The following is a 26,774-nucleotide window of genomic DNA, read 5'->3' as shown; positions in this document are numbered from 1 at the left end:
GAGGTCGTGGAGGACTCCTTCCGCATCCACGGCGGCTACGGCTACTCCAAGGAGTACGAGATCGAGCGGATCATGCGCGAGGTCAAGTTCATGCTGATCGGTGAGGGCACCAGCGACATCCAGAAGATGATCATCGGCCGTTCGCTGCTCAAGGACTACAAGTCCTGAGCCTGTAGGGCCCACGAAGTCTCTGTCGCACCGACGACCCTGCCGAAACCGATGGTTTCGGCAGGGTCGTTGTCGTAGGTTGGTCTTTACCCGACCAACGACTCAGCAACGCCGATGTAGGCCGATTTAGGGAGAGCAATGACCAACGACGATCTCAAAGCCAAGATGCGCGAGGCGCTGGAGAAGAAGAACAACCACGACCACGCACGCGCCGAGAGCGCGGGGGCCAAGGAGAAGGCGCACGGGTCCGAGGTAGTCGGTGGCGCACCGAAGATGCACCGCCGGAAGGCGGGCGGCGGCGGGTCCTGACGCTACGATGCCCCCTCGGGGGTGTCGGGTCGGTCTGGTCGAGAGGTAACGAGAAGTGGCGCGCCGCGTAGTGCTCCATGTCGGGGCGATGAAGTCGGGGACGACATATCTGCAGGGTGCCCTGTACAAGAACAAGGCTCTCCTCGGGGAGCGTGGGTTCCTGGTCCCCGGTGCGCGCTGGCGCAATCAGATCGAGGCTGTTCTCGACGTCAAGGGCCGCCGGAAGCACCCGCAGGGAAACTCGGTCGCCGGAGCCTGGGACCGCCTGGTCGCCGAGGTCGACGAATGGGACGGCACAGCGCTGATCTCCGTCGAGCTGCTCGCGCCGGTCGGCTCGGAGACGGTCGAGCGGGTGGCGACGAGCTTCAAGGGCGTGACCCCCGAGATCGTCCTCTCGCTGCGTGACATCAACCGGCAGATCCCGTCGATGTGGCAGGAGCTCGTCCAGAACGGCGTGGACTGGACCTGGGCGGAGTTCCTCACCGCGGTCAACAAGAGCCGTCCGGGCTCTCCCGAGCGCCGTCACTCCGGGCCCGGCAAGCGGTTCTGGTCCGAGCAGGACATGGTCGCCATCGCCCGGCGCTGGGGCCAGGCCGGGCCTCTTCACCTGGTCACGGTGCCGCCTCCGGGCAGCCCGGCGACCCTGCTGCTGGAGCGTTTCGGCGTGGCGATGGGCTTCGATCCCGAGGGGATGAAGAGCCCGCCGCCGAAGAACACCTCCCTCGGCTCCGCGACCGTCGAGGTGCTGCGCGGCCTCAACGCCGAGCTCGACCGGCGTGGCCTGGCCTACCCGGCGGCGATGGGGCTGCGCAAGCACGTCCTCGGCAAGCGCCTGATGCCGGAGCTGACGGTCGACGACCCACGTATCGGGCTCCAGGCACCGCGCTGGACCCCTTCGTTCACCCGCGACCAGGCAGCGGAGCTGCGCGGTCTGGACGCGACCATCCACGGGGATCTCGATGACCTGGCCCCTGTGGACGTACGCGGGATCGACCCGCGCAAGGTCACCGACAAGCAGGTTCGAGACGCCGCGGTGGCTTCCTATGCGGCGCTGCGTACGGACCTCAACAAGAAGCTCGCCGACCCGACCATCCCTGGTGAGGCCATCGACCCGGGGGAGGGCCGCAAGGCCCCGGCGCGTGCCGTCTCCGCCCTGGCCGACCTCGTGGAGTGGTCCGTCCGGCGAGAGGAGCTGGTCCGCACGTAGGGCCTCAACACACATATTCGGGGGAACTCTTTGTCAAGCAGCTGGAGCCTGCGCCGTCGTCGCAGACTCGCCGAGGAGGCGGGCGGCACGTCGGCCGCGCCGCCACGGATCGCGGTGCTCACCATCGCCCGCGACGAGGGCGAGATGCTCACCCGCTGGGTCGACCACTACGGCCGAGCGGCGGGTCACGAGAACCTGATCGTCTTCGACGACGGCTCGACCGACGGTTCCACCGACGACCTGTCGTGCACGGTCCAGCGACTGCCGGGCTTCCGGAAGGGTAACTTCGAGGCCGGCCGGATGGGCCTGGCCAGCGGGGTCGCCCAGGGTCTCCTGGGGATCTACGACGTGGTCATCTTCACCGACGTGGACGAGTTCCTCGTCCCGGACCCGGCGAGGTACGCCAACCTGTCCGACTACCTGGCCAGGCGGCCGGAGCGGGTGATCGCCCCGTTCGCCCTCAACGTCGTCCATCACACCGCGGTCGAGGGACCGATGGTCAGCGGCAAGCCGATCGTCGGCCAGCGGGCGTACGCCCAGTTCGCGCCGTTGATGTGCAAGCCGTCGGTCAAGCGGGTGCCGGCCGCCTGGACGCTCGCCTCCCACGGGATCAAGGCGCCGTACGTGCCCGACCCCGGGCTGTTCATGCTCCACATGAAGTTCGCCGACGTGGACCTTCTGCGCCGACAGGCCGACCGCCGCAACGAGCTCGCCAAGTCGGTGGGCCGCGGCAAGGGCAGCTCCTGGGGACGCTCCGGCGACGATCTGGCCGGACTGCTGACCACCGCGACCGCCTCGGTGGGCGCTGATGTCGAGGAGTTCGACCCGACCTCGGTCCTGCCGGCCAGGCTCGTCCGGGAGGAGGACGGAGTGCACCGCGCCGTCGGCCCGGGCCACATCGACAACCTCCGCAACCAGCCGCTGTTACGCATCCCGGAACGCCTCCACGGGATCGTCTGAACTAGGTTACCGTCCGGTAATCCACGCACTCACCGACGAGAGGCCGCAGATGAGCAAGACGAACCCCGGCAACTTCTTCGAGGACTTCCAGGTCGGCCAGGTCATCGAGCACGCCACGCCGCGCACGGTGACCGAGGGCGATCGGGCTGCGTACGGGTCGCTCTACCCGACCCGCTTCGCGGTGCCCTCGAGCGCTGCCTTCGCGGCCTCCGTCGGGCTCGAGCAGCACCCTGTCGAGGAGCTGATCGGCTTCCACATCGCCTTCGGCAAGACCGTCCCGGACGTGTCGCTGAACGCGGTCGCCAACCTCGGCTACGCCGAGTGCCGCTTCCACCAGCCGGTGGTGCCTGGCGACACGCTCTCGACGAAGTCCGAGGTCATCGGCCTCAAGCAGAACTCCAACGGCAAGTCCGGTGTCGTCTACGTACGCTCGACCGCCACCAACCAGCGTGGCGAGGTCGCCATCGACTGGGCGCGCTGGGTGATGGTCCACAAGCGGGACCAGGAGGCCGCCGCACCCGAGACCGTGATCCCGGAGTTGGCGAAGGCGGTCGACGCCAAGAATCTGATCGTGCCCAAGGGCCTGGACTTCTCCGCGTACGACTTCACCGCCGCCGGTGAGCCGCACCGGCTGGCCGACTACGAGGTCGGCGAGAAGATCGACCACGTCGACGGGGTGACCCTCACCGAGTCCGAGCACCAGCAGGCCACCCGCCTGTGGCAGAACACCGCGAAGGTGCACTTCAACGTCGAGGCGCGGCCCGACGGCCGCAATCTCGTCTACGGCGGACACATCATCTCGCTGGCCCGTGCGCTGTCGTTCAACGGCCTAGCCAACGCCCAGCTCGTCGCCGCGATCAACGCCGGCGCCCACACCTCCCCGGCCTTCGCGGGCGACACCGTCTATGCCTGGTCCGAGGTCCTCGACCGCGTGGAGACCGACGCCCCGGGTGTCGGCGCCCTTCGCCTGCGTTTGGCCGCCACCAAGGGCCGCGACGAGTCGATGACCCTGCGTGGCGAGGACGGCAAGTACGCCCCCGGGGTGCTGCTCGACCTCGACTACTGGGCGCTCATCCCTGCGTAAGGAGCACGTCATGGCAGTGAAAAAGGCTCTCTTCGTCTCCGGGTCCGCCCAGGGGATCGGCAAGGCGATCGTCGAGAAGTTCGCGGCGCAGGGCTGGTTCGTCGGGATCTACGACATCGACGCCGACCTGGCCCGCGACGTCGCGGCGCTGCTCGGCTCCGACTCGGCTATCGGTGGCACGCTCGACGTCACCGACCCGGCGTCCTGGAACGCCGCGCTGGAGGAGTTCGCCACCGCCGCCGGCGGTCGCCTCGACCTGCTGGTCAACAACGCCGGCATCCTTCGTGCCGGCCGCCTGGCCGAGGTCGACCTGGCCCAGCACCACCAGACCATCGAGATCAACGTCAACGGCGTGATCAACGGCTGCCACACCGCCTACCCCTACCTCCGCGCCACCCCTGGCTCGGGCGTCATCAACGTCTGCAGTGCGAGCGCGATCTACGGGCAGCCGGAGATCGCCTCTTACAGCGCGTCGAAGTACGCCGTGCGCGGACTCACCGAGGCGCTGGAGCTGGAGTGGCGCAAGGAGGGCATCCGGGTGCAGGCGGTCTGGCCGCTGTGGGTGAAGACGGCGCTGCTCGACGGCAACGCCGCCTCCTCCCACGAGACCCTGGGCATCCGGCTCACCGTCGAGGACGTCGCCGACCAGGTCTGGGAGATGGCGCAGCCGCGCAAGGGGCTGCGTGGGCGAGTGCCGAAGGTGCACACGACGGTCGGGTTCCCGGCCAGGGCGCTCTCGACCGCTGCCGATCTGGCGCCCAACGTACTCGTCCGCGAGGTCAATCGGTTCATCACTCGGGCCTGAGAATTCGGCAGGCCCGACGGCTGGTTGGATGGGGGCATGGCCCTCTACCTCGTCAGGCACGGCACCACCGAGTGGTCCCTCAACGGCCGGCACACCTCCCACACCGACCTCCCTCTCCTGCCCGAGGGCGAGGACGCCGCCAAGGTGCTCTCGTCGCGGCTTCACGACCGGGAGTACGCCGCGGTGCTGACGTCCCCGCGGCAGCGGGCGCTGCGTACGGCTGAGCTTGCGGGCTTCCCAGACGCGGTCGTCACCGACGACCTGGTCGAGTGGGACTACGGCGACTACGAGGGCATCACGACCGACGAGATCCACCGCACCGATCCCGGTTGGAGCCTGTGGACCGGGAAGACGCCCGGGGGAGAGGCCGCTGCCGCTGTGCAGGAGAGGCTGGGCCGCGTCGTCTCGGCCGCCCGCGAGTGCGACGGCGACACCCTGGTCTTCTCCCACGGGCACGCGCTGTGCGCCCTGGCCGCGGTGTGGCTGGGACTCCCGGTCACCGACGGACGTCTCTTCCGGCTCGACACCGCGACCGTCTCGATGCTGGACGCCCACCACGGGCAGCCGGTCGTCAAGCACTGGAACACATAAGTCAGGCCGCTGCTTGACCGTACGGCTTGACCAGACGGATGGCACGGGTCACCGTTGTGGGGTGGCTCTTGCGGTTGGCTGTCCACGCTGCGCGACGCCGGTGGCGAGCATCGGTGCCGGCGGCAGCAAGTCGTGTCCCGAGCATGGGGTGGTGACGCCGTTATGGCGTTCGGATGCCGCCTCCTACGAAGACCTGGTGCAGGTCCTCTCGCTCGCCGGTGAAGTGCCCACCTACCTGCCCTGGCCGCTCGAGTCGGGCTGGTCGATCGCCGACCTCGCCGTGGTCGGTGACGAGAACAAGGGCTCGGCGACGCTGCTCACGCTGACGGGTGTGACCCCCGATGACGGACCGGTCGAGATGACCGTCGTCACCGAGGAGGCCGGCGTCGGGCTGGGCGCTCGGTGTGCGCGTACGGCAGGACCGGACCCCGGCATCGACGCCTGCGCCGGCCCGCCCACGACGAGGGTCCGGGTCGCCGGGCAGCGGCAGCTGGTGCCGCTGTGGCCGATCACCCAGTGGACCAACGGCGCCGCGGAGTGGGAACGGTCGGTGGTCGTCGGCGAGGCCGCCGGCCGCTGGCTGTGGCTGGTCTTCCGCCCGGCCACGGCGATGCTGATGCTCCAGGACGGCTGGCACCTGCGTCAGGTCGGCGACCTGGGCGTACAGATGGTCGAGCTGCCCTTCGGAGGCCCCGGTGGATCTTGGTGGAACTCGCCCTAGGATGTGCAGGTGCGCATCGACCTCCATACTCACTCGCGGGTGAGCGACGGGACCGATTCGCCCACCGAGCTGATCCAGGCGGCGAAAGCCGCGGAGCTCGACGTCGTCGCGATCACCGACCACGACACCGCCGCCAGCTGGGACGAGGCGGCCGCTGCTGCCACCGAGGCCGGGATCGAGCTGGTGCGCGGCATGGAGATCAGCACCGACTACGTCGGCCACAGCGTGCACCTGTTGGCCTACCTGCCCGACCGGACCCACCCGCCGCTGGTTGCCGAGCTCGCCCGAATCCTGGCCGGCCGGGACGGACGGCTGCCGCTGATGCTGACCCGGCTGGCTCGTCTCGGCATCGAGGTGTCGCTCGAGGACGTCGCGGCCGTCTCCGGTGATGCCGCCGCCTCCGGGCGCCCGCACCTGGCCGACGCGCTCGTCGCCAAGGGGTACGTGCGCAGTCGCGACGAGGCGTTCAACCGCTACCTCGGGGCGGGCAAGCCGGCGAACGTCAGCCGCTACGCCGCCCCGCTCGAGCCGATGATCCGCACCGTCGCCGCTGCCGGAGGAGTCACCGTGATCGCCCACCCCTGGGGGCGGTCCGGACACGAGCAGCCCGACGAGGCGGCCATCTCCGCACTGGTCGACGCGGGCCTGTCCGGGCTCGAGGTCGACCACCAGGATCACAGCCCGGAAGTACGCGAGAAACTGCGGGTGATCGCCCGAAACCTCGACCTCGTGGTGACCGGATCCAGCGATTACCACGGCACCGGGAAGGTGGGTCACCATCTGGGAGTGAACACCACCGCACCCGCCGAGTACGAGCGGCTCCTGGAGCGCGCAGCCGCAGCCGCGGCCGCCTCCGGACGAGCCACCCCTGAGGTCGTACGTTGACCGAGATATTCGTCTCCACGTTCGTGACGCTCTTCGTGATCATGGACCCGGTCGGTACGATCCCGATCTTCCTGTCGCTGACCGCGGGACAGTCCCCGGGCAAGCAGCGCCGGGCGGCGCTCCTCGCGGTCGCGGTCTCGTTCCTGGTGATCACGATCTTCGCGCTCTTCGGGCAGGCGATCCTGCACTTCCTGCACATCTCGCTCGAGGCGCTGCAGTGCGCTGGCGGCCTGCTCCTGCTCTTGGTCGCCCTCGAACTGCTCACGGACAACTTCGACGACCCCGTCGCCGCCGCCGGAGCCAACGTGGCCATGGTGCCGCTCGGCACCCCGCTCCTGGCCGGCCCCGGCGCGATCGTCGCCACCATGGTCTTCACCCAGGAGGTCGACTCAGTCGGGACCGCCTTCGGACTGGGCCTTGGGCTCGTCGTCGTCCACCTCGCCCTCCTGGTCGCGATGATCTTCTCCATCCCGATCCTGAAGGTCCTCAAGGAGTCCGGCGTCCTGCTCATCACCCGGATCGCCGGCCTGCTCCTCTCGGCGATCGCCGTTCAGATGGTCGCCGACGCGGTCACGACGTTCATCGCGAACGCCTGACCCGCGCCGGGCTACTTGCGGCCCAGCGACTGGAACTTCTGGAGTACGCCGGACGGGACCACCCGCGCCATGGTGGCCAGGGCCTTGTAGCGCTTGCTCGGGATCGAGAAGGTCTTGTCGGCGTCGTAGTCCTCGAGCGCCTCGCGGACCAGGTCGTTGACGTCGAGCCACATCCAGGACGGGGCCGAGTCGTAGCCAGAGCCGAGGCGCTCGTGGAACTCGGTCTTGGTGAACCCCGGCAGCAGCGCCATCACCTTGATGCCCTGGCCGGCGTACTCGTTGTGGGCCCACTCGGTGAAGGAGTTGATCCACGCCTTGGCGGCCGAGTAGGTGCCGCGGGGGAGGTAGGAGGCGACGGAGCCGACGTTGATGATGCCGCCCTGGCCGCGGGCCGCCTGGGCGCCCAGCGCGGCGTGGGAGAGGCGCAGCGGGGCGATGATGAGCACCTCCGCCATCGCGGTCTCCTCGTCGGCGGTGTTGTCGAGGAAGCGGTGTTTGAGGCCGTGGCCGGCGTTGTTGACCAGCAGGTCGACCGGGTGCGCGGCGTCGGCCAGGCGGGCCTCGACCTTGGCCAGGTCGGCGCTGTCGGTCAGATCGGCGCGGAGCACCTCGACGCCGACGCCGTGAGCGTCCGTCAGGTTCGTGGCGACGCCGTTGAGACGTTCCTCGTCACGGGCGACGAGGACGAGGTCGTGCCCGCGCGCGGCGAGCTGCTGGGCGAAGGCGAGTCCGATGCCGGCGGTCGCGCCGGTGATCAGGGAGGTGGGGTTCGACATGGGGCAATCCTGCCACCACGTGCCGCGAGGGTGATCCGGCCGCCGCGCCGTCGGTTCGCCCGCGGAATCACGGTTTCTGTCTGTCGTGTGACAGTTGACTTGCGGTCATACGTGTTTGGATGATGTTCGACGTGGATTTCGTAGGGGGACTCGGGCGCGTGATGGAGAAGTGAGCCGCACTGCACGCCACATGAGATCTCGGCCTCTCCGGCGCACCAAGATGCTCTTCGCTGCGTCCTTGCTGACGTCGGCCGGCCTGTTCGTGGGAATGGAGGTCATCGCCGAGCCGGTGGCCAACGGCCGGCCGAGCGTGGCTGACAGCGGGATGAAGCTGGGCGCGGACGCCGGGGCACGCACCCCGGTCTGGCCGCACGACAGCCAGCGTGAGGCCGCGATCGACCGTCACGTCGACGCGCGGACGGCCGCCGCGGAGAAGGTGCTTCCGGACGACTCCGGCACCGGTCGCCGGGCCGTCTTCTCGATCAGCCGTCAACGGGTCTGGATCGTGTCCGCGGCCGACCGGACGCGGCGTACGTATCCGGTCTCGGGCAGCATCTACGACAACCTCGAGCCCGGCACCTACAAGGTCTTCTCCCGCTCCGAGCACGCCAGGGGGATCGACGACTCGGGCCGGATGAAGTGGTTCGTACGCTTCACCAAGGGCCCCCGCGCCGCGATCGGCTTCCACAACATTCCGGTGGACAAGGGCAAGCGCGTGCAGACCCGCGCCCAGCTCGGCACACCGCTGTCGCACGGGTGCATCCGCCAGGCCGAGCCGGACGCGAAGGCGATGTGGCGCTTCGCGCGGCTCGGCACCAAGGTGGTCGTGATCCCTTAGGCGGGCTCAGGCTCAGGCGTCGGCCTTGGGCGCGGAACCGCCCGAGCCCGAAGAGCGGCGACGACGGCGGCGACGGGGCGCGGAGCCCTCGGCCTTGGCCTCGCCGTCGGCGGGCTTCGTCGACTCGGCCGACTCGGCGGCAGCCGGGGCAGCGGACTTGTCGACGACCTGGCCACCGCGGGAACGGGTGCGCTGACGGTCGCGGTTGCGGGGAGCGCGCTCGCGCTTCTCGCCGTCCTTGTCGGAGTCCTTGTCCTTGGGCTTCGCCGGCGCGGCGGCCTTGACCCGGCCCTTGGTGCCCTTCGGGATGCCCATGTCGTGGAGGAAGTGCTCCGAGGAGGAGTAGGTCTCCTGCGGCTCGTCGAACGGAAGGTCGAGAGCCTTGTTGATCATCTTCCACTTGTGGAGATCGGCCCAGTCGACGAACGTGACCGCGACACCGGAAGCGCCGGCGCGGCCGGTGCGGCCGATGCGGTGGACGTAGGTCTTCTCGTCGTCGGGGGTCGTGTAGTTGACCACGTGGGAGACGCCGGTGACGTCGATGCCGCGGGCGGCGACGTCGGTGGCCACCAGGACCTCGACCTTGCCGTCACGGAACTTCTGCATCACCCGCTCGCGGGCAGCCTGCTGCATGTCGCCGTGCAGGGGAGAGGCCGGGAACCCGCGCTCGGCGAGGTCGTCGGCCACACGCTGTGCCTGTCGCTTGGTGCGGGCGAAGACGACGACCTTGTCGTGGTCCTCGCACTGCAGCAGGCGGCCGATCATCTCGGGCTTGTCGAGGTCGTGGGCCTGGTAGACGAACTGCGCGGTCGCGGGCACCGTCTCGCGCTCGCTGGCGGACTCGGCGCGGATGTTCATCGGGTGGCGCATGTAGGAGCGCGCCAGCGCCACGATCGCGCCCGGCATGGTGGCCGAGAAGAGCAGCGTCTGGCGGGTCTCCGGGGTGAGGGTGACGAGCTTCTCCACGTCGGGCAGGAACCCGAGGTCGAGCATCTCGTCGGCCTCGTCGAGGACGAGGGCGTGCACGTGGGAGAGGTCGAGGACCTTCCGGTTGGCCAGGTCGATCAGGCGGCCGGGGGTGCCGACCACGATGTCGACGCCCTTCTCCAGCGCGTCGAGCTGGGGGTCGTAGCCGGCGCCGCCGTAGACGGTCAGCACGCGGAGGCCACGGTCCTCGGAGATCAGCGAGATCTCGGCGGAGACCTGCATGGCCAGCTCGCGGGTCGGAGCCACGATCAGCGCCTGCGGCTTGCCCTGCGGAAGGTCGACGTAGTCAGGGTCCTTGGGGGACACGCTGCGCTGCACGACCGGGATGCCGAAGGCCAGCGTCTTGCCGGAGCCGGTGCGGGCCTGGCCGATCAGGTCGGTGCCCTGCAGGGCGACCGAGAGGGTCATCTCCTGGATGGCGAAGGGGGTGGTGATGCCTTTGCGCTCGAGGGGAGCGCAGATCTCGGGATGTACACCGAGGTCCTTGAACGTTGTCATGATTCGTCGCTACTCGCTTGTCTCATCGAATGCGGCGAGCGACTCACGGGTGTCTCGAGCTTGCCAAGCGAGTGCCACGCCGCGCACATACGGGAACCAGACCACCGCGATATGAAGTGCATTACAGCGGCGCTGGGTCGGTCAAAAGGCATTCTATCGGTAGGGTTCTCCCGTGGTTGCATCGTCAGAGTTCACGGGTCCTCAGGATCCGTTCGGTGATCCTGTTTACAAGGCCGCCGTCATCGACCTTCTCGGAGCGGTCGCCTATGGCGAGGTCTCGGCTGTCGAGCGGCTGACCGACGACGCCAAGATGGCGCCCTCGTTGGAGGACAAGACGGCTCTGCTCGGGATGGCGGCCGCTCAGCACGCCAAGATCCAGCCGGTCCTCGACCGACTGGTGGAGCTCGGCACCGACCCGTACGCGGCCATGGAGCCGCTGCGCGAGGGGTTCGACGAGTTCCACATCCACACGAAGCCCGCGGACTGGTGGGAGTCGCTGGTCAAGGCGTACGTCGGTGACGGGCTCGCCAACGACTTCTACCGTGAGGTCGCCGGCTTCCTCGACGAGGACACCCACAAGCTCGTGGTCACCACCCTCGAGGACGCCGGGCGGGCCGACTTCATCGTCGACCGGGTGCGGGCCGGCATCGAGGCCGATCACCTCATCGGCGGACGCCTGGCCCTGTGGGGCCGTCGCCTCATGGGCGAGGCGATCACCCAAGCGCAGCACGTCGCCGCCACTCGCGAGGGGCTCAGCGAGCTGATCGCCGGTGGCCACCTGCCTGGTCTCGATCTCGGCACCATCGGCGAGATGCTCACCCGGCTGACCCAGCGCCACGTCGAGCGAATGGGCAAGCTCGGGCTTGAGCACTGACATCCTCTTCACCGGCTGGTCAGGGGCGCAGATCGTCCCCGAAGCCGGTATGTGGACGTCTCCCGAGGTCATCCCCGGGTTTCGCTTCGACGAGCTGGTCGCCTCCTGGAACGTGGTGACCCCGCCCGGGACCTGGGTGGAGGTCGCGGCTCAGGTCATGGACGAGTCGGGCAAGCGGAGCGGCTGGCTGGTGCTGGCTCGCTGGTCCTCGGACCCGGCCTTCACCTCCACCTCCGTCGCGGGTCAGGACGACCCGGTAGCGGTCGCGGCCGACGACACCATCCTGGGGCGAGACGGGCGCAGGTTCACGGCGTACTCGCTGCGGCTGGGCCTGCACGGTTCCGACGGACGCCTGCCGCGCGCGAGCCTGCTCGGGGCGATGGTCTCGGCCGGCGCCCGGGACTCGGCGCCGGCGCCGGGGGCGGTGCCTCGCGGGACGGTCGTGGGTGGCGTACCCGCCTATTCGCAGCAGCTCCATCGTGACCGCTATCCGCACTGGGACGGTGGCGGGCAGTCCTGGTGCAGCGCCGCCTCGACGGCGATGATCGCCGACTTCTGGGGAGCCGGGCCGACGCCCGTCGAGACGGCCTGGGTCGACTACGAGACCCCCGACCCGCAGGTGCCGTTCACCGTGCGGGAGGTCTACGACGAGTCCTTCGGTGGCGCCGGCAACTGGGCCTTCAACACGGCCTACGCGGGCGCCCGGGGGCTGGTCGCGTACGTCACCAGGCTCCGCTCCTTCACCGAGGCCGCCCGGTTCGTCGAGGCCGGGATCCCGCTCGTCCTGGCCGTCTCGCACCAGGATGGCGAGCTGACCGGCGCCGGGTACGTCACCAACGGGCATCTGCTCGTGCTGACCGGCTTCGACGACGACGGCAACCCCGTTGTTCACGACCCCGCCTCCCACAAGATCGTCAGCGACGCGGCGGTGCGGACGACGTACGACCTCGGCGAGCTCGACCGTGCCTGGGCCCGCTCCGGGCGGATCGTCTACGTCATCCGGCCGCCGGACGTGGCCCTGCCGGAGCCGCCGGCGCAGTCGAACTGGTGAGCCGACGCATCACGCCTGCAACAGCAGAAGCGGCCCCACCCCACAGGGGCGGGACCGCTTCGCGATGACCTGGATGAGGCTCAGGCCTTGGACTTTCCGGTGACACCAGAGGCGACGACCACCAGAACGGCGGCGATCACGACCTGCCAGATGTGACGCCACCAGTCAATGCCGTTGGTTGCGTTGTCCCACGTGGCCGCATGGCCGTCGAACGGCCCGTTGTTCTGGCCGAAGATGAACCAGTAGACGAAGCTGCCGATCAGCATGCCGCCGATACCGCAGACAATCGTCAGCCAGAACGGGATGTTGTCCTTATCGCCCGGCGCGAAGAACTTGCCGAGGGCCCCAATGATGACGCCGCCGATGAGGGTGACGAGGATCGTAGAGATCATGCCCATTTCCCTTCAGGTTGTGAGTGGCGCCATGAATGCGCCCATCGTTTGATATTGCACCTGTTGGGACTCGAATGCACGGACAACATGGCCCAAAACCGGAAGTTCGCCACCGGAATCAGGGCCATCCCTGAGGACAGTCCGGAGTGGTTCAGCCGGCGAAGCCGACCTTGCCGACCTTGGCCGGGCCGATCTCGATGTAGGCGAGCTTCTCGGTCGGGACGATGACCTTGCGGCCCTTGCTGTCGGTCAAAGCGAGCACAGCGCCGCCGCCGAGGGCGTCGGCGATGAGCTTCTCCACCGATTCGCTGGACTCCTCGGTCTCTACGACGAGCTCACGGGCGGCCTGCTGGACGCCGATCTTGACCTCCACGGGTCCTCCTTGCGATGGGTCGATCAATGCTCCGGAATCCTCTCACACGGACCGTGAGGAACCCCGTCGTTGCGCTACGAGCGGAATCAATCAGTCTTGGGATAGCCGCGGATGCCGCGCCAGGCGAGGCCGGCGACAAGGCGGGCGGCGTCCTCCTGGGAGAGGTCGCCGTTGTTGTGGAGCCAGTAGCGGGCGCTGACCTGTGCCTGGCCGACCAGGCCGACGGCGAGCAGGTGCGAGGCCGCGGCGGCGAAGCCGGTGTCCTCGGCGATGACCTCGGCGACCGCCTCGGCGCACTCGTTGGTGACCCGGTCGACCTGCTCGCGCACGGCGGGGTCGTTGGTCAGGTCGGACTCGAAGACGAGCCGGAAGGCACCGGTCTCGGAGGCCACGTAGTCGTAGAAGACCGCGACACAGCGGGCCACGCGTTCCTTGTTCTCGTCGGTCGACGCCAGGGCCTCCCGGCAGCGATCGATGATCTCGTTCGCGGACTTCTCCAGCAGGGCCAGATAGAGGTCGAGCTTGCCGGGGAAGTGCTGGTAGAGAACGGGCTTCGAGACTCCGGCCCTCTCGGCGATGTCATCCATCGCGGCGGCGTGGAAGCCGTAGGCGACGAAGACCTCGAGAGCGGAATCGAGAAGCTGGGCTCGTCGTTCCGTCCGGGGCAGTCGCGCCCCTCGCGGTCGAGTGGGGTCGAGCTCGGATTGGTGCGTGGTCACCCCAGCAGCCTACCCGCTGGTACTCGGATCGCGGGACGCGTCGTTGCCTTGCCCACGGATGAGGGAACATGGAGAAGTGCCTGCGGTGTTCAAGTAGGCATACGTACGTCCGAACTGAGGAGCAGTTGTGTCCCTAGCCCCGCTCGTGGAGCCCGCTGACGAGCTGACGATCGACGAGGTGCGCCGCTACAGCCGCCACCTCATCATCCCCGACGTCGGCATGGACGGGCAGAAGCGCCTGAAGAACGCCAAGGTGCTGGTCATCGGCGCCGGCGGTCTCGGCTCGCCCGCCCTGCTCTACCTGGCCGCGGCCGGCGTCGGCACCCTCGGCATCGTCGAGTTCGACGAGGTCGACGAGTCCAACCTGCAGCGCCAGATCATCCACAAGCAGTCGACGGTGGGCCAGCCGAAGGCCGACTCCGCCGCGGCGGCGATCAAGGAGGTCAACCCGTACGTCAACATCGTGCTGCACGACGTGCGGCTCGACAACGACAACGTGCGCGAGATCTTCACCGGCTACGACCTGATCGTCGACGGCACCGACAACTTCGCGACCCGCTACATGGTCAACGACGCCGCGTACTTCCTGGGCATCCCGTACGTCTGGGGCTCGATCTACCGCTTCGACGGACAGGCCTCGGTGTTCGCCCCGACCCTGACCGACGACGCCCCGTGCTACCGCTGCCTCTACCCGGAGCCCCCGCCCCCGGGCATGGTCCCCTCCTGCGCCGAGGGTGGCGTGCTGGGCGTGCTCTGCGCCTCCATCGGCTCGATCCAGGTCAACGAGGCCATCAAGATGCTGACCGGCATGGGTGAGCCGCTGGTCGGCAAGCTGATGATCTACGACGCACTCGAGATGGAGTACCGCAAGCTGAAGGTCCGCAAGGACCCCAACTGCGCGCTGTGCGGCGAGAACCCGACGGTCACCGACCTGATCGACTACGACGCCTTCTGCGGTGCGATCTCGACCGAGGCGGCCGACGCCGCGGCGGGCTCGACGATCTCCGTCACCCAGCTCTCCGAGATGATCAAGGAGCGCGAGGAGGGCAGCCGCGACTTCGTCCTCGTCGACGTGCGCGAGCCGAACGAGTACGAGATCAACAAGATCCCCGGCGCCGTCCTGATCCCCAAGGGCGAGTTCCTCAACGGCAACGCGATCCCGCAGGTCGCCGAGCTCACCGGCGACGGTGCCAAGCCGCTCGTGTTCCACTGCAAGAGCGGCGTACGCAGCGCCGAGGTGCTCGCGATCGCCAAGGGCGCCGGCTATGCGGACGCGGTCCACGTCGGCGGTGGTGTGGTGGCATGGGTCAACCAGATCGACCCGTCGCAGCCCTCGTACTGAATCAATACAGTCTGAGCATTACTGAACTGTTGGCCAGCGGTGGCTCCTCTGGGGCCGCCGCTGGCTTTATCTGTGCGTGGCCATACCGATAGTTTTGCGATCGCAGCTGCGGGGGGCGGAGTTGCATCAATGCACGAACCTCGGAGGATTCGACGTTGTCCACACGCGCTCGTCTCAGCGCGACGCTCGCCGGTGCCACCCTGGCCGGCGGACTGCTTCTCGGTGCCCCTGCCCACGCGAGCGACCAGGCCCCGGAGCCGGCCTCCGGCGCGGCCGTAGGCTCTGCGATCGACCCGGAGAGGCTGGAGTCGAATGTCGCGGACCCGACCCGCGGCGTACCTCCGTCCTATGTCTTCGCCGGGGTCGGTGCGCTGCTGATGGGAGCGGGCGCCGGTCTGGCCGTACGTCGCAAACGGGCTGAGGCTGTGGCACGCTCGGCCGAGTGAGCAACGGTCAACCCAACCTGAGGACCTTCCTCGGGGAGATCTTCGTCGTCGTCCTCGTGGTCGCGGTCGCCGTGCTCGGCTATGCCGCCTACGACTACTACACGAAGATCGACGAGGCGGAGAAGAGCAACGCGACCCCGCCGGGGACGACCTCCTCGATCCCGGCCGAGGCGCTGGCCGAGGTGCCGAAGAAGAAGGGCAAGGTACGCGGCGTCTCCATCCCCTCGCTCAACGTGCACGCCGATGTGGTGCCGTTGGCGATGGACGGCGGCACGCTCACCCCGCCCGCCGATGCCTCGCTCATGGGCTGGTGGAAGGGCGGCGCGAAGCCCGGGGCGGATGACGGCTCGGTGCTGATCGTCGGCCACACCCTGCACAACGGCGGCGGCATCCTCGACCGGCTGGGCGAGGTGAACGAGGGCGACGAGATCGTCGTACGGACCAAGGACGGGGAGTTCAGCTACACCGTCCGGTCGGTGCGCGACCTCTCCAAGGAGCAGGTCGCCAAGCGCAGCGAGCGGCTCTTCGACCCCGACGGCGAGCCGAGGCTGGTCGTGGTGACGTGCGACGACTGGGACGGCACCTCGTTCCAGGGCAACACCGTGGTGGTGGCCGTCCCGTAACCCGGAGCCGTCGAGCCTCGTTACTTGTGAGTCACATCACCTACAGACCGAGGCCCCCACATGCTCCGCACACGCCGTTCCGTACGCCGCGCCGCAGCCGTCGCTGCCGGCACCCTGACCGCCGCGCTCGTCCCGGCCCTGATCCCGTCTCCGGCCCACGCCTGGGCCCCGGCCGACACGGCCACCATCACCCCGGGCGTGATGATGTACACCGATGGTGCCCAGTGCACCGCCAATTTCGTCTTCGCCGACTCCGCCTCGAACGTCTACGTCGGCTACGCCGCCCACTGTGCGGGTCTCGGTGAGGCCACCGACACCAACGGCTGCGCCGCCAAGTCGCTCCCCCTTGGCACCGAGGTGACGTTCAACGAGGGCGGCTCGCTGCTGAGCGAGGGCACCGTCCTGGGGAAGGGAAAGCTGGCGTACTCCTCCTGGGAGACCATGCAGAAGCTGGGCACCAAGGACGAGAACACCTGCGCCTACAACGACTTCGCCCTGGTCAAGGTGAACGCCGCCGACGCCGGCAAGGTCAACCCGAGCGTGCCGATCTGGGGCGGTCCGACGGGCATCGACACCGACGGCACCGTGGCCGGCGACAAGGTCTACTCCTACGGCAACTCCTCGCTGCGCGCCGACGTGGACCTGCTCTCGCCGAAGGTCGGCCTCTCGCTCGGTGACAGCGTCAACGGCACCCGCTGGTCGCACCCGCTCTACAACCTCACCCCCGGCATCCCCGGTGACTCCGGCTCCGGCTTCCTGAACGCCGACGGCAAGGCGGTCGGGACCCTGTCGACCCTGGGTCTGCTCCCGCTCGCCGGGTCCAACAACATCGGCGACATGGACCTCGAGCTGAAGTACGCCCAGGCGAACTCGGGCATCTCCGGTCTGCGTCTGGTCGAGGGCACGGAGCCGTTCAACCCCATCCTGTGACACCGCGCTAATGTGCCGGGCATGACCGACCGGGAGGCGTACGTCGAAGCCGTTCTGCGTCTTGTCGAGCAGATCCCACGTGGACAGGTGACGACCTACGGCGCGATCGCCGATGCCCTCTTCGACGAGTTCGGGGGAGGGCCTCGGCAGGTCGGCTCGGTGATGGCGCGCGAGGGCGCGGGGATGCCGTGGTGGCGGGTGGTGCGGGCCGATGGCTCGCTCCCCGCCTCCCACGGCGAGGAGGCTCGGCAGGCCTATCTCGAGGAGGGCACCCCGCGCCGCGTCTCGGGGGCGGTGGACCTGCGCGCGGCGCTGTGGCTGCCGCCTACGATGATCACGTGATGTATCGCGTCCTCCACGCCGTCGTGCCACCCCTGCTACGGGCCGTCTGGCGCCCCACGGTGACGGGGGCAGAGAACGTCCCGCGCACCGGTGGGGTGCTCTTGGCCAGCAACCACCTCAGCTTTGCCGACTCGATCGTGATCCCTTCGGTCTCGCCGCGGCGGGTGCATTTCCTGGCCAAGTCGGACTACTTCACCGGCACCGGGCTCAAGGGCGCTGCCCAACGGGCGTGGTTCGAAGGCCTGGGGATGCTGCCGGTGGACCGCGACGACCCGCAGGCCGCGATCGGCTCGCTGGAGGTGGCCCTGGAGGTACTCGGCAAGGGCGAGGCGTTCGGGATCTATCCGGAGGGCACGCGCTCGCGCGACGGTCGGCTCTACCGTGGACGGACCGGGGTGGCGCACCTGGCGCTGACCGCCGGTGTGCCCGTGGTGCCGGTGGGCCTGCGGGGGACCGCGGAGCTCCAGCCGGTGGGGTCGAGCCTGCCGCGGCTGGCGAAGGTCACGGTCGAGTTCGGGCAGCCGATCCAGGTGGCCGGCCGGTTCGACGGCGTACCTCTCGGGAAGGCCCGCCGGGCCCTCACCGACGAGGTCATGGAGGCGATCGCCGCGCTCAGCGGCCAGGACGTCGCCGGGGTCTACAACGAGCGGCCCGCCGACGTCTGATTGCCTGTTGCGCCGGGGCGCGAAGGGGCGCACTCTGGAGGGTGACCGATAAATCAGCGGGCTAGCAGCCGAGGTGAGGCAGATGGCCACCACGACCGTGTTGCAGGAAGAGCTGCGACACAAGCACGACGAGCTCGTTGGGCGCCTGGCCCGCGCTCGGAGCATCATCGCCAGGCCCGAGCAGACCCGCCGGGGCTGCCCGCCGATCGACCAGTTCAACGCCGGTACGTCCCGCCACCTGCACGCGGTGGACGAGGCGCTGCTGCCAGCGGTCTCCGCTCACGTCGAGAACGGATCCGCTCTGGTCCATGAGTACCTCCCCGCGGCGCGGCACCTGGAGGTGCTGCTCTTCCACGTGAAGGCCCACGAGTACGGCTCCACCTGGGAGACCACCCACGATTGGCCGACCCTGTGGGGCGAGGTCGAGCAGGCGCTCGTCGCTCAGCAGGTGAAGGAGGAGGAGTTGGTCTCGCACCTCGCCGAGGAGGCCTCCGACGACGTGCTCGTCCTCGTCGCGGGGCGGATGACGGTGGCTGAGCGGAGGGCGCCCTCGCGCCCGCACCCCCACCTCCCGCACACCGGCCTGACCGGCAAGCTCGTACGCCGCGTGGCCCGTCCCGTCGACGCGATCTGGGATTCGGTCGAGGGCCGGTCGGTCGGTAACCCGAAGCCGTTGCCGCACAAGGAGCCGGGACTCTTCTGGCAGTACCTGCTCGGCGACCCGCGCTTCCCCGACGACCCGGCCAACGAGACCCGGCACAATGAGCCGGGTGACCGCTGACTCCATCACCTCCGCTCTTGACCTCGCGCCGCACCCCGAAGGTGGTGCGTTCCGGCAGACCTGGGCTGCCGCCGAGACCGTCGCCCTGCCCGACGGGCGAGTGCGTCCGACCGCGACCTTGATCTACTTCCGGCTCCTGGCCGGGGAGTCGTCCGCGTGGCACCGCGTCACCTCGGACGAGATCTGGCTGGCGCACACCGGTGTCGTGTCCCTGCAGTTCGGTGGCGCCGGCTCGGCGCCGGTCGAGGGGGAGACCGTGCTCGTCGGGGTGGACGTCGCCGCCGGCCAGGTGCCGCAGGCTGTCGTGCCGGCGGGGGTGTGGCAGCGTACGGTCCCCTCGGCCGCGGACGCGCTCGTCTCCTGCGTGGTCTCACCAGGGTTCGACTTCGACGACTTCGAGCTCGTCTCGGAGTAGGGAGATGGAGTACGCGTTCGAAGGAGCCGTGATCGAGTGGCGCGGGCCGGCGCCGTTCTACTACGTGCCGATGCCCGTCGAGGACGCCGAGGACCTCAAGGAGGACGCCAAGGGTCTGGAGTACTGGGGCCAGGTCGCCGTCACCGCCACCATCGGCGCGACCACGTTCACCACCGCGCTCTTCCCCAAGGACGGCACCTATCTGCTGCCGTTGAAGGTGGTTGTCCGGAAGGCGGAGGGTCTCGATCTCGACGACGTCGTCGCAGTGAGGATGAGGTTGGGACACGACGCCTGAAACTGTCGGCGCCGTCTGATTGGGTAGTCCCGTGAGTGTCGCCTACCGCCTTGCCCCACCGCCGAGTGCTGTCGGCGTGCCGGTGCTCGACGAGCACCAACGGTCGGTCGTGGAGCATCCCGGCGGACCGCTGCTGGTGCTGGCCGGACCAGGGACCGGCAAGACAACCACGCTGGTGGAGGCGGTGGTCGACCGGATCGAGAACCGAGGCGTACGTCCTGACCAGCTGCTGGCGCTGACCTTCTCCCGCAAGGCCGCCGAGCAGCTGCGCGACCGGGTGACCGCACGGCTGGGACGGACGCTGTCCGGGGCGGTCTCCTCGACCTTCCACTCCTTCGCCTACGGACTGGTGCGGCGCTACGCGCCGGCCGAGCTCTACGCCGCCCCGCTGACCCTGCTCTCCGCGCCGGAGGCCGACGTGGTGCTGCAGGAGCTGCTGGCCGACCACCCGGAGTCGGTGAGGTGGCCGGAGCGGTTCCGGATGGCGATCGGCACCCGCGGGTTCGCGCGCGAGGTGCAGACCGTGATCGCGCGGGCGCGCGAGCGCGGGCTCGACCCCGACCAGCTGGTGACGCTCGGCAAAGAGGAGGGCATCGAGGAGTTCGTCGCGGCCGGGTGGTTCCTGGAGCAGTATCTCGACGTGCTCGGTGCGCAGTCGGCGATCGACTACCCCGACCTGATCATGCGCGGTGTGATCGAGGCCGAGCGGCACGCGGCCGAGCTCCGGGCCGAGTTCGCCTGCGTGTTCGTGGACGAATATCAGGACACCGACCCGAGCCAGGTCGCGCTGCTGCAGGCGCTGGCCGGCGACGGGCGCGACCTGATCGTGGTGGGTGACCCCGATCAGTCGATCTACGGGTTCCGGGGTGCGGACGTCAACGGGATCCTCGACTTCCCCTCGCAGTTCCTGACCCGGGAGCGCCGGCACGCGCCGGTGGTGGCGCTCGGGACGACCCGCCGGTTCGGATCGCGGCTGCTGCGGGCCTCGCGGTCGATCGCCGCCGGGATCTCGGTGCGCGGCTCGATCCCGGCCGCGGCCTACGACACCTTCCGCAACCCGCACCCGCTGGCCCAGGACCCCGGCCGGGCCGAGGTGCTCACCTTCGACACCGACCGCGCCGAGACCGAGCACATCGCCGACCTGCTCCGCCGGGCGCATCTCGAGGACGGCATCGACTGGTCCGACATGGCGGTCCTGGTGCGCTCGGGCCGCACCTCGATCCCGCAGCTGCGCCGGTCGCTGACCGCCGCCGGCGTGCCGGTCGAGGTCGCCGCCGACGAGACCCCGCTGGTCCGCGAGCCCGCCGCCGCTGTCCTCCTCGACGCGCTCGGGGTCGTCGTCGACGCCGACGTCGAGTCGGACCTCGACGAACGCTACGTACGTCCTGACCGCTGCGAGGAGCTGCTCACCGGTCCTCTCGGCGGCCTCGACGCCACCGACGTCCGCGCGCTCACCCGCACTCTGCGAGCGAGGTTCCCCGACGTCGCCGCGCACGATCTCGTACGTCGTGCCGTGCTCGATCCGTCGCTGCTCGACCCGGAGGAGACCGGGGAGGGCGAGGAGCGGGTGCTGGGGCGGGTACGCCGGCTCGCGGCCCTTCTCGCCGAGGCGCGGGCCGCGCTGAAGGTGGGGGCCGGGGCGGAGCAGGTGCTGTGGACGCTGTGGGACGGTGCCGATTGGGGGCAGCGGCTTCGGGCGCAGGTGGAGTCGGGTGGTGCGGCGGCGCGACTGGCCCACCGCGACCTGGACGCGGTCGTGGCGCTCTTCGACACCGCCGCCAAGATCGAGGGCCGTCAGGAGTTCACCTCGGTGGAGACCTTCCTCGCCACGCTCCGTGCCCAGGAGATCCCGGCCGACACCCTGGCAGACAAGGGCGTACGCGGCTCGGCGGTGCGGCTGCTCACTGCCCACCGCTCCAAGGGGCTGGAGTGGGGCCTCGTGGTCGTCGCTCACGTCCAGGAGGGCGCGTGGCCAGACCTGCGCCGGCGCGACTCTCTCCTCGGCCCCGACCGGATCGCCCCGGCGATGCCGGATGGCCGTCACGGCGGGCTGCTGCCGCCACTGACCCGCTCGGCGATGCTCGCCGAGGAGCGCCGGCTCTTCTACGTCGCCGCCACCCGCGCCCGCTCCCGGCTGATCGTGACCGCGGTGAAGTCGCCCGACGACGACGGTGACCAGCCGTCGCGGTTCATCAACGAGCTCGGCCTGCGCGAGGACCAGATCCGTCACCGGGTCGGCAGGCCGGCGCGACCGCTGTCGCTGGCCGGTCTGGTCGCCGAGCTGCGCCGCACCGCGGCGGATCCGGCCCAGCCCGAAGCGCTGCGCGAGGCGGCGGCGAGAAGGCTGCAGAAGCTGGCCGCCACCGAGGTGCGCGGCAAGCGGATCGCGCTCGCCGCCGATCCGTCGACCTGGTGGGGGCTACGGGCCCCGACGTACGCCTCGGCCGCGGTGCGCCCCAAGGACCGTCCGATCACGCTGAGCGCGTCGGCGCTCGAGGCGATCCTGACCTGCCCTGCGCAGTGGTTCCTGGCCCGGGAGGCGGGTGGCGCGGTCACCGACTCCTCGAGCCAGGGGTTCGGCAAGGTGGTGCATGCGATCGCCGAGCAGCTCGCCCGCGGCGACCTCGACGCCGCCACCGTCGAGGACCTGATGCCGTTCGTGGACGAGGTCTGGGGCCGCCTGGAGTTCCGTACGCCCTGGTCCGCGGCCCGCGAGCGCGAGGCGGTCCGGGACGTGCTGGCCAGGTTCCTGACCTGGCACCGGCGCCCCGGCGCGCGGACCGTGATCGGGTTCGAGGAGCAGCTGACCGCGAAGGTCTCGCTGCCCAGCGGGGAGACGGTGCGGCTCAACGGCTATGCCGACCGTTTGGAGCTCGACGAGAGCGGCCGGATCGTCGTCGTCGACCTGAAGACCGGGAAGTATCCGCCCACCGCGCAGGAGGTCAAGGAGCACGGCCAGCTCGGCCTCTACCAGTTGGCGGTGGAGCACGGCGCGGCCTCGTCGCTGGCGCCGGACGCGACGTCCGGTGGCGCGGAGCTGATCCAGCTGCGCCATCCCGCGGGTTCGGGGAGCGAGCTGCCGAAGGTGCAGGTGCAGGCACCCGAGCCGCCCGAGATCATCACCCAGCTGGAGAAGGCCGTGGCGACGGTCCGGGCCGAGGAGTTCGTGGCCAGGCCGGGCAAGCAGTGCGACCGGTGCCAGTTCGTCGCCCTCTGCCCGGCGCAGACCTCGGGATCGGTGCTGTCATGAACCCGGCGATGAAGGTCGAGACCCCCGAAGAGCTCGCCAAGCTGATGGGCCACGACTGGCTCTACAGCGAGGAGCAGTTCCGCGCGATCACGGCTCCGCTGGAGCCGGCCGTGGTGATCGCCGGCGCCGGATCCGGCAAGACGGCGGTGATGGCGGCCCGAGTCGTCTGGCTGGTCGCCACCGGCCGTGTACTTCCCGGGGAGGTGCTCGGTCTGACCTTCACCACGAAGGCGACCGCCGAGCTGGCCACCAGGATCCGGGAGTCGCTGCAGAAGGCGGGGCTGTGGCCCGAACGGCGCGAAGGCCCACCGCGGCCCGGCGAGGACGAGGACGAGCCCACCGAGCCGACGGTCGCGACCTACCACTCCTACGCCTCCGGCCTGCTCTCTGAGCACGGGCTGCGGATCGGCCACGAGCCCGACACCCGGCTGATCGCCGACGCGACCCGCTACCAGCTCGCGGCTCGGGCCGTGGCTCGGCACACCAATCCGGTGGACAAGCTGACCGATTACCCGAAGCTTGCCGTCCAGCAGCTGCTCGCGCTCGACTCCGAGCTCTCCGAGCACCTCGTCGACCCGGCCAGGCTGCGGGCCTACGACCGCAACGAGCGGTCGCTGTTCGCGCTCGAGGTGGCCGACCTCAACGCCCAGCTGGCCGACGGGAAGCGGGTCAAGACCAAGCTGACCAAGGTCGAGAAGGCGATCGACGCGATCGACAAGCGCTACGAGCTGCTCGACCTGGTCGACGGCTACCGGCGGCTCAAGGACCGACTCGGGCTGATGGACTTCTCCGACCAGATCGCGCTGGCCGCCCGGCTGGCCGTGGAGACGCCCGAGGTCGGTGAGATCGAGCGCGGGAAGTTCAAGGTGGTGCTGCTCGACGAATACCAGGACACCTCGGTCGCCCAGGCCCAGATGCTCGCCCGCCTCTTCGGCGACGGACACCCCGTGACCGCCGTCGGTGACCCCAACCAGGCGATCTACGGCTGGCGCGGCGCCTCGGTGAGCAACATCCTCGAGTTCGGCCGCGACTTCCCGACGAAGGACGGGAGAAGCCCCGCGTACTCCCTGACCGTCAACCGCCGCTCCGACGCACGCATCCTCGACACCGCCAACCATCTGGCCGCCCAGCTCTACGAGGGCCGTGAGAAGGAACGCCTTGTCGCCGCAGACGGGGCGCGCGACGGTGAGGTGCGGGTGCATGTCCACGAGACGTACGACGAAGAGCTGCTCTGGCTCGCCGACAAGGTGATCGAGGCCCATGAGGCCGTCGGGGAGTGGAAGGAGATCGGTGTCCTGACCAGGGATAACTCGCAGGCGGCAGCGGTCTTCGACGCGCTCACCGCACGCGAGATCCCGGTCGAGATCGTCGGTCTGAAGGGGCTGCTCCGGCTGCCCGAGGTGGCCGAGGTCGTGGCCACCATGGAGTTGCTCCACGACGTCACCGCCAACGCCGCGCTGCTCACGCTGCTCGCCGGTCCACGCTGGGCGATCGGCCCGCGCGACCTGGCTATCCTCGGCCGCAGGTCACGTGACCTGGCCGGCGTCGTCGGTGGCGCGGAGGAGTTCGCCGACATCGAGCGGCAGCTGGAGGCGGCGGTCGAGGGCACCGACCCCACCGAGATCCCCTCGCTCAACGACGCGCTGGAGGATCCCGGCGACGCGGCCGACTATGACTACTCCCCGCAGGCCAGGGAGCGCTTCAAGCTTCTCGCCGACGAGCTCCGCAGTCTGCGGCGCGCGGTCAACGAGCCGCTCCTCGACCTGGTCCGGCGGATTATCGACGTCACCGGCATCGACGTCGAGCTGGCTGCCTCGGTCTCCCCAGCGGCTTCGGCCAGGCGCGACAACCTCGACCTCTTCGTCCAGGCGGTCGCCGACTTCGAGGGCCTCGACGGCCAGGTCACCCTCGCCGCTCTGCTGGCCTACCTAGAGGCGGAGGACGAATACGGCCAGGGTCTCGACGTCGCCACGCCCTCGGAGGCCGACTCGGTCAAGCTGCTCACCGTCCACCGCGCCAAGGGATTGGAGTGGGACGTCGTCTTCCTGGTCGGGGTCACCCACAAGAAGTTCCCCACCGGCCAGACGCGCTCGTCGTGGCTGACCGTCCCCTCGGTGATGCCGGCCGCGCTCCGCGGCGACCGCGACGACCTGCCGCAGCTCCAGGGCCATGACGCCGACTCGATCGACGAGCTCCTCGCCGAGCGCAAGGAGCACGAGCGCGTCGAGGAGCTCCGGCTCGCGTACGTCGCCTGGACCCGGGCTCGCCACATCCAGTTCGTCTCATGCTGGCGCTGGTCGCCCTCACTGAAGGAGGGCCGCGGGCCGTCGGTCTACGTGGAGAAGACCCGCGAGGCGCTGCTCCAGTGGGGCGCCAAGCCCGATCGGTGGGCCGAGGTTGTCGTGAAGGGCGAGGAGGACAATCCCTACGCCGCGCAGGAGGTCGACCTGCCCTGGCCGATCAACCACCACACCCCCGAGGTGGAGCGCCGCCTCGAGGCGGCCAGGCTGGTTCGGGAGGTGGGCCCGGGGCCCGACGACCTCGAGGACCTCACCCTGCTCGAGACGGTGAACCAGTGGGACGAGGAGATCGAGCGCCTGCTCACCGAGGCGGAGCGCGAGCGCGCTCCGGAGGTGGTCGTACCCCTGCCCTCGTCGCTGTCGGCCACCGCCATGTCGAAGCTGCGCGACGACCCGCTCGGCTTCGCCGCCGACCTGGTTCGCCCGATGCCCCGCAAGCCCTCCTCCCAGGCCCGCTTCGGCACCCGGTTCCACGCCTGGGTCGAGGCCCGCTTCGGCCAGCAGGACCTCTTCGACCCCGACGACCTGCCCGGTCGCGCCGACCACGGCATCGAGGACGAGTCCGGTCTCGAGGAGGTCATCGCCGCCTTCGAACAGGGCCCGTTCGCCGACCGCCCGCCGTACCGGGTCGAGGCGGCCTTCGCGATCGTCCTGGCAGGTCAGGTCGTGCGTGGGCGCATCGACGCGGTCTACCAGGAGCCTGACGGGAGCTTCCTGATCGTGGACTGGAAGACCAACCAGACCCAGAACGCCGATCCGCTCCAGCTGGCTCTTTACCGGCTTGGGTGGGCTGAGTTGATGGGGGTGCCGTTGTCTCGGGTTCGGGCTGCCTTCTACTACGTACGCTCTGGGAAGCTCGTCGAGCCTTCTGCTCTTCCTGGTCGGGAGGAGTTGGAGAGGATCTTGGGCGGGGGTCGCTGACCCGTTTTCGGGGGACTGGTTGCTGCCGACCCTTTCGGGGAGGGTGTTCTCAACGGTTCCCGGAGTCAAGGACGGCCTTCGGCCGCCGGCTTCGCCGGTCGCCTGCGGCGATCCTTGACACCGGGATCCGTTGAGAATTTTGGCTGGTTATCGGGTCGGCGGCAGGGGTTTGGTGCGGGGGTTTGGGTTGGGCGGGGGATTGGGAGTTTGGGTGGTCGGGCCGGCCGGTGGAAGGAATTTTCTTTCCGTCCGGAGGCCAGTTCGGCGGGCGGGGTCGGGGAGGCGAACGAATTTTCGTTCGGCGCGTGGCGACCACCTGGAGGCGGGAGGCTTGGGGGAAGGAATTTTCCTTCCGCTCAGAACCCGTTCGCCGCGGGAGGGTTGGTGGGCGAACGAAAATTCGTTCGCCGCACAGGCCGCCTCGGTCGGGGGTGGGGTTGGCGAGTGGAAGAAATTTTTCTTCCACTCGGAGACCCCCTTGTCTGCTGTAGGCGTGGATCGGTCACCTTCCGTGGGTGAGTGTGCCGTGGCCACACCCGGGCCGCCGCCCCGATAGCCAGCCAAATCTTTTCTCGATCTGGTCCGGAGTCCAGGACCGCGAAGCGGCCGGCGAAGCCGGCGCCCGAAGGG

General features: G+C 69.5%; 29 protein-coding genes. 24 read left to right on the top strand and 5 right to left on the bottom strand.

The genetic code is table 11. The features are described 5' to 3' along the window. From AB0F44_RS15935 to AB0F44_RS15890, 10 genes are all read left to right on the top strand, one after another. The coding region (locus tag AB0F44_RS15935) for an acyl-CoA dehydrogenase family protein (RefSeq protein WP_357356982.1) at positions 1–168 on the top strand (168 nt) is incomplete at its 5' end. Positions 169–306: 138 nt separating this feature from the next. Next, positions 307–477, top strand: a complete 171-nt coding sequence (locus AB0F44_RS15930; protein WP_160027349.1) for a DUF5302 domain-containing protein — start codon at positions 307–309, stop codon at positions 475–477. Between the two features lie 55 nt (positions 478–532). After that, positions 533–1,684 carry a hypothetical protein gene (locus AB0F44_RS15925; protein ID WP_357356976.1) on the top strand — a complete coding sequence of 384 codons (1,152 nt, stop codon included), beginning with the start codon at positions 533–535 and terminating at the stop codon, positions 1,682–1,684. Between the two features lie 30 nt (positions 1,685–1,714). Continuing rightward, positions 1,715–2,644: a glycosyltransferase family 2 protein gene (locus AB0F44_RS15920; protein WP_357356974.1), complete on the top strand. Its 930-nt coding sequence runs from the start codon at positions 1,715–1,717 to the stop codon at positions 2,642–2,644. A 49-nt stretch (positions 2,645–2,693) separates the two neighbouring features. Beyond that, positions 2,694–3,728 (top strand): MaoC family dehydratase, encoded by a 1,035-nt coding sequence (locus AB0F44_RS15915; RefSeq protein WP_357356972.1) that lies wholly within the window; start codon positions 2,694–2,696, stop codon positions 3,726–3,728. Between the two features lie 10 nt (positions 3,729–3,738). Further along, a complete protein-coding gene (locus AB0F44_RS15910; protein ID WP_355022122.1) occupies positions 3,739–4,533 on the top strand; it encodes an SDR family oxidoreductase in 795 nt (264 codons plus the stop codon). A 36-nt stretch (positions 4,534–4,569) separates the two neighbouring features. Next, the gene (locus AB0F44_RS15905) at positions 4,570–5,124 is read left to right on the top strand and encodes a histidine phosphatase family protein (RefSeq protein ID WP_357356969.1); all 555 of its coding nucleotides are present in this window, start codon (positions 4,570–4,572) and stop codon (positions 5,122–5,124) included. Between the two features lie 61 nt (positions 5,125–5,185). Then, a complete protein-coding gene (locus AB0F44_RS15900) occupies positions 5,186–5,845 on the top strand; it encodes a DUF6758 family protein (RefSeq protein WP_357356967.1) in 660 nt (219 codons plus the stop codon). Positions 5,846–5,848: 3 nt separating this feature from the next. After that, entirely contained in the window at positions 5,849–6,730 is an 882-nt protein-coding gene (locus tag AB0F44_RS15895; RefSeq protein ID WP_357356965.1) for a PHP domain-containing protein, read from the top strand. Next, positions 6,727–7,326, top strand: a complete 600-nt coding sequence (locus AB0F44_RS15890; RefSeq protein WP_357356963.1) for a MarC family protein — start codon at positions 6,727–6,729, stop codon at positions 7,324–7,326. Before AB0F44_RS15895 ends, AB0F44_RS15890 begins: the two co-directional genes overlap by 4 nt. A gap of 11 nt (positions 7,327–7,337) precedes the next feature. On the opposite strand, the gene AB0F44_RS15885 is transcribed toward AB0F44_RS15890, so the two are convergent. Further along, entirely contained in the window at positions 7,338–8,102 is a 765-nt protein-coding gene (locus AB0F44_RS15885; RefSeq protein ID WP_357356961.1) for an SDR family oxidoreductase, read from the bottom strand. A gap of 190 nt (positions 8,103–8,292) precedes the next feature. Here AB0F44_RS15885 and AB0F44_RS15880 point away from each other — a divergent pair, with 190 nt between their 5' ends. Then, on the top strand, positions 8,293–8,940 hold the full coding sequence (locus tag AB0F44_RS15880; protein WP_357356959.1) for a L,D-transpeptidase: 648 nt from the start codon (positions 8,293–8,295) through the stop codon (positions 8,938–8,940). A 12-nt stretch (positions 8,941–8,952) separates the two neighbouring features. Here the strand turns inward: AB0F44_RS15880 and AB0F44_RS15875 are convergent, their stop codons facing one another. Further along, on the bottom strand, positions 8,953–10,425 hold the full coding sequence (locus AB0F44_RS15875; protein WP_357356958.1) for a DEAD/DEAH box helicase: 1,473 nt from the start codon (positions 10,423–10,425) through the stop codon (positions 8,953–8,955). Between the two features lie 172 nt (positions 10,426–10,597). Between AB0F44_RS15875 and AB0F44_RS15870 the strand changes: the two genes are divergently transcribed. Continuing rightward, entirely contained in the window at positions 10,598–11,299 is a 702-nt protein-coding gene (locus tag AB0F44_RS15870) for a ferritin-like fold-containing protein (protein WP_357356956.1), read from the top strand. After that, positions 11,289–12,350, top strand: coding sequence for a C39 family peptidase (locus AB0F44_RS15865; RefSeq protein WP_357356954.1), 1,062 nt, complete (start codon positions 11,289–11,291; stop codon positions 12,348–12,350). Before AB0F44_RS15870 ends, AB0F44_RS15865 begins: the two co-directional genes overlap by 11 nt. 80 nt (positions 12,351–12,430) lie before the next feature. Here AB0F44_RS15865 and AB0F44_RS15860 read toward each other — a convergent pair whose 3' ends face one another. From AB0F44_RS15860 to AB0F44_RS15850, 3 genes are all read right to left on the bottom strand, one after another. After that, entirely contained in the window at positions 12,431–12,742 is a 312-nt protein-coding gene (locus tag AB0F44_RS15860; protein WP_357356953.1) for a hypothetical protein, read from the bottom strand. 151 nt (positions 12,743–12,893) lie between these two features. Further along, positions 12,894–13,115 carry a DUF3107 domain-containing protein gene (locus AB0F44_RS15855; protein ID WP_091052608.1) on the bottom strand — a complete coding sequence of 74 codons (222 nt, stop codon included), beginning with the start codon at positions 13,113–13,115 and terminating at the stop codon, positions 12,894–12,896. Between the two features lie 86 nt (positions 13,116–13,201). Continuing rightward, entirely contained in the window at positions 13,202–13,834 is a 633-nt protein-coding gene (locus AB0F44_RS15850; RefSeq protein WP_160027381.1) for a TetR/AcrR family transcriptional regulator, read from the bottom strand. A 127-nt stretch (positions 13,835–13,961) separates the two neighbouring features. On the opposite strand from AB0F44_RS15850, the gene moeZ reads away from it, so the two are divergent. The 11 genes from moeZ to AB0F44_RS15795 all read left to right on the top strand — a co-directional run bounded on the left by moeZ (position 13,962) and on the right by AB0F44_RS15795 (position 26,144). After that, positions 13,962–15,176 carry an adenylyltransferase/sulfurtransferase MoeZ gene (gene moeZ / locus AB0F44_RS15845; RefSeq protein ID WP_357356950.1) on the top strand — a complete coding sequence of 405 codons (1,215 nt, stop codon included), beginning with the start codon at positions 13,962–13,964 and terminating at the stop codon, positions 15,174–15,176. 155 nt (positions 15,177–15,331) lie between these two features. Continuing rightward, positions 15,332–15,622 (top strand): hypothetical protein, encoded by a 291-nt coding sequence (locus AB0F44_RS15840; RefSeq protein WP_357356949.1) that lies wholly within the window; start codon positions 15,332–15,334, stop codon positions 15,620–15,622. Beyond that, on the top strand, positions 15,619–16,245 hold the full coding sequence (locus tag AB0F44_RS15835) for a class F sortase (RefSeq protein WP_357356947.1): 627 nt from the start codon (positions 15,619–15,621) through the stop codon (positions 16,243–16,245). The genes AB0F44_RS15840 and AB0F44_RS15835 overlap by 4 nt, the downstream gene beginning before the upstream one ends. Before the next feature lie 60 nt (positions 16,246–16,305). After that, the gene (locus AB0F44_RS15830) at positions 16,306–17,175 is read left to right on the top strand and encodes a hypothetical protein (RefSeq protein WP_357356945.1); all 870 of its coding nucleotides are present in this window, start codon (positions 16,306–16,308) and stop codon (positions 17,173–17,175) included. Positions 17,176–17,196: 21 nt separating this feature from the next. Then, positions 17,197–17,517, top strand: a complete 321-nt coding sequence (locus tag AB0F44_RS15825; protein WP_357356943.1) for an MGMT family protein — start codon at positions 17,197–17,199, stop codon at positions 17,515–17,517. Beyond that, complete coding sequence (locus tag AB0F44_RS15820) at positions 17,517–18,182, top strand: lysophospholipid acyltransferase family protein (RefSeq protein ID WP_357356981.1); 666 nt, start codon at positions 17,517–17,519, stop codon at positions 18,180–18,182. Before AB0F44_RS15825 ends, AB0F44_RS15820 begins: the two co-directional genes overlap by 1 nt. Positions 18,183–18,264: 82 nt before the next feature. Beyond that, a complete protein-coding gene (locus AB0F44_RS15815) occupies positions 18,265–18,963 on the top strand; it encodes a hypothetical protein (RefSeq protein WP_357356942.1) in 699 nt (232 codons plus the stop codon). Further along, complete coding sequence (locus AB0F44_RS15810) at positions 18,944–19,378, top strand: cupin domain-containing protein (RefSeq protein ID WP_357356940.1); 435 nt, start codon at positions 18,944–18,946, stop codon at positions 19,376–19,378. Before AB0F44_RS15815 ends, AB0F44_RS15810 begins: the two co-directional genes overlap by 20 nt. Positions 19,379–19,382: 4 nt before the next feature. Then, positions 19,383–19,673: a DUF1905 domain-containing protein gene (locus AB0F44_RS15805; protein WP_357356938.1), complete on the top strand. Its 291-nt coding sequence runs from the start codon at positions 19,383–19,385 to the stop codon at positions 19,671–19,673. A 31-nt stretch (positions 19,674–19,704) separates the two neighbouring features. Beyond that, positions 19,705–22,923 carry an ATP-dependent DNA helicase gene (locus AB0F44_RS15800; RefSeq protein ID WP_357356936.1) on the top strand — a complete coding sequence of 1,073 codons (3,219 nt, stop codon included), beginning with the start codon at positions 19,705–19,707 and terminating at the stop codon, positions 22,921–22,923. Beyond that, positions 22,869–26,144: an ATP-dependent DNA helicase gene (locus AB0F44_RS15795; protein WP_357356934.1), complete on the top strand. Its 3,276-nt coding sequence runs from the start codon at positions 22,869–22,871 to the stop codon at positions 26,142–26,144. The genes AB0F44_RS15800 and AB0F44_RS15795 overlap by 55 nt, the downstream gene beginning before the upstream one ends. Positions 26,145–26,774: the final 630 nt, after the last annotated feature.

This window comes from Nocardioides sp. NPDC023903, assembly GCF_040639295.1.
GTDB lineage: Bacteria > Actinomycetota > Actinomycetes > Propionibacteriales > Nocardioidaceae > Nocardioides.
This window is presented reverse-complemented; position numbering and strand designations above follow the sequence as displayed.

Bases quoted from the DNA above. Each gene is read 5' to 3' on its own strand.
- AB0F44_RS15885 (WP_357356961.1), bottom strand. From the start codon at position 8,102: ATGTCGAACCCCACCTCCCTGATCACCGGCGCGACCGCCGGCATCGGA.
- AB0F44_RS15820 (WP_357356981.1), top strand. From the start codon at position 17,517: ATGTATCGCGTCCTCCACGCCGTCGTGCCACCCCTGCTACGGGCCGTC.
- AB0F44_RS15805 (WP_357356938.1), top strand. From the start codon at position 19,383: ATGGAGTACGCGTTCGAAGGAGCCGTGATCGAGTGGCGCGGGCCGGCG.
- AB0F44_RS15830 (WP_357356945.1), top strand. From the start codon at position 16,306: ATGCTCCGCACACGCCGTTCCGTACGCCGCGCCGCAGCCGTCGCTGCC.
- AB0F44_RS15915 (WP_357356972.1), top strand. From the start codon at position 2,694: ATGAGCAAGACGAACCCCGGCAACTTCTTCGAGGACTTCCAGGTCGGC.
- AB0F44_RS15810 (WP_357356940.1), top strand. From the start codon at position 18,944: ATGAGCCGGGTGACCGCTGACTCCATCACCTCCGCTCTTGACCTCGCG.
- AB0F44_RS15825 (WP_357356943.1), top strand. From the start codon at position 17,197: ATGACCGACCGGGAGGCGTACGTCGAAGCCGTTCTGCGTCTTGTCGAG.
- AB0F44_RS15880 (WP_357356959.1), top strand. From the start codon at position 8,293: ATGAGATCTCGGCCTCTCCGGCGCACCAAGATGCTCTTCGCTGCGTCC.
- AB0F44_RS15905 (WP_357356969.1), top strand. From the start codon at position 4,570: ATGGCCCTCTACCTCGTCAGGCACGGCACCACCGAGTGGTCCCTCAAC.
- AB0F44_RS15875 (WP_357356958.1), bottom strand. From the start codon at position 10,425: ATGACAACGTTCAAGGACCTCGGTGTACATCCCGAGATCTGCGCTCCC.
- AB0F44_RS15815 (WP_357356942.1), top strand. From the start codon at position 18,265: ATGGCCACCACGACCGTGTTGCAGGAAGAGCTGCGACACAAGCACGAC.
- AB0F44_RS15860 (WP_357356953.1), bottom strand. From the start codon at position 12,742: ATGATCTCTACGATCCTCGTCACCCTCATCGGCGGCGTCATCATTGGG.
- AB0F44_RS15910 (WP_355022122.1), top strand. From the start codon at position 3,739: ATGGCAGTGAAAAAGGCTCTCTTCGTCTCCGGGTCCGCCCAGGGGATC.
- AB0F44_RS15930 (WP_160027349.1), top strand. From the start codon at position 307: ATGACCAACGACGATCTCAAAGCCAAGATGCGCGAGGCGCTGGAGAAG.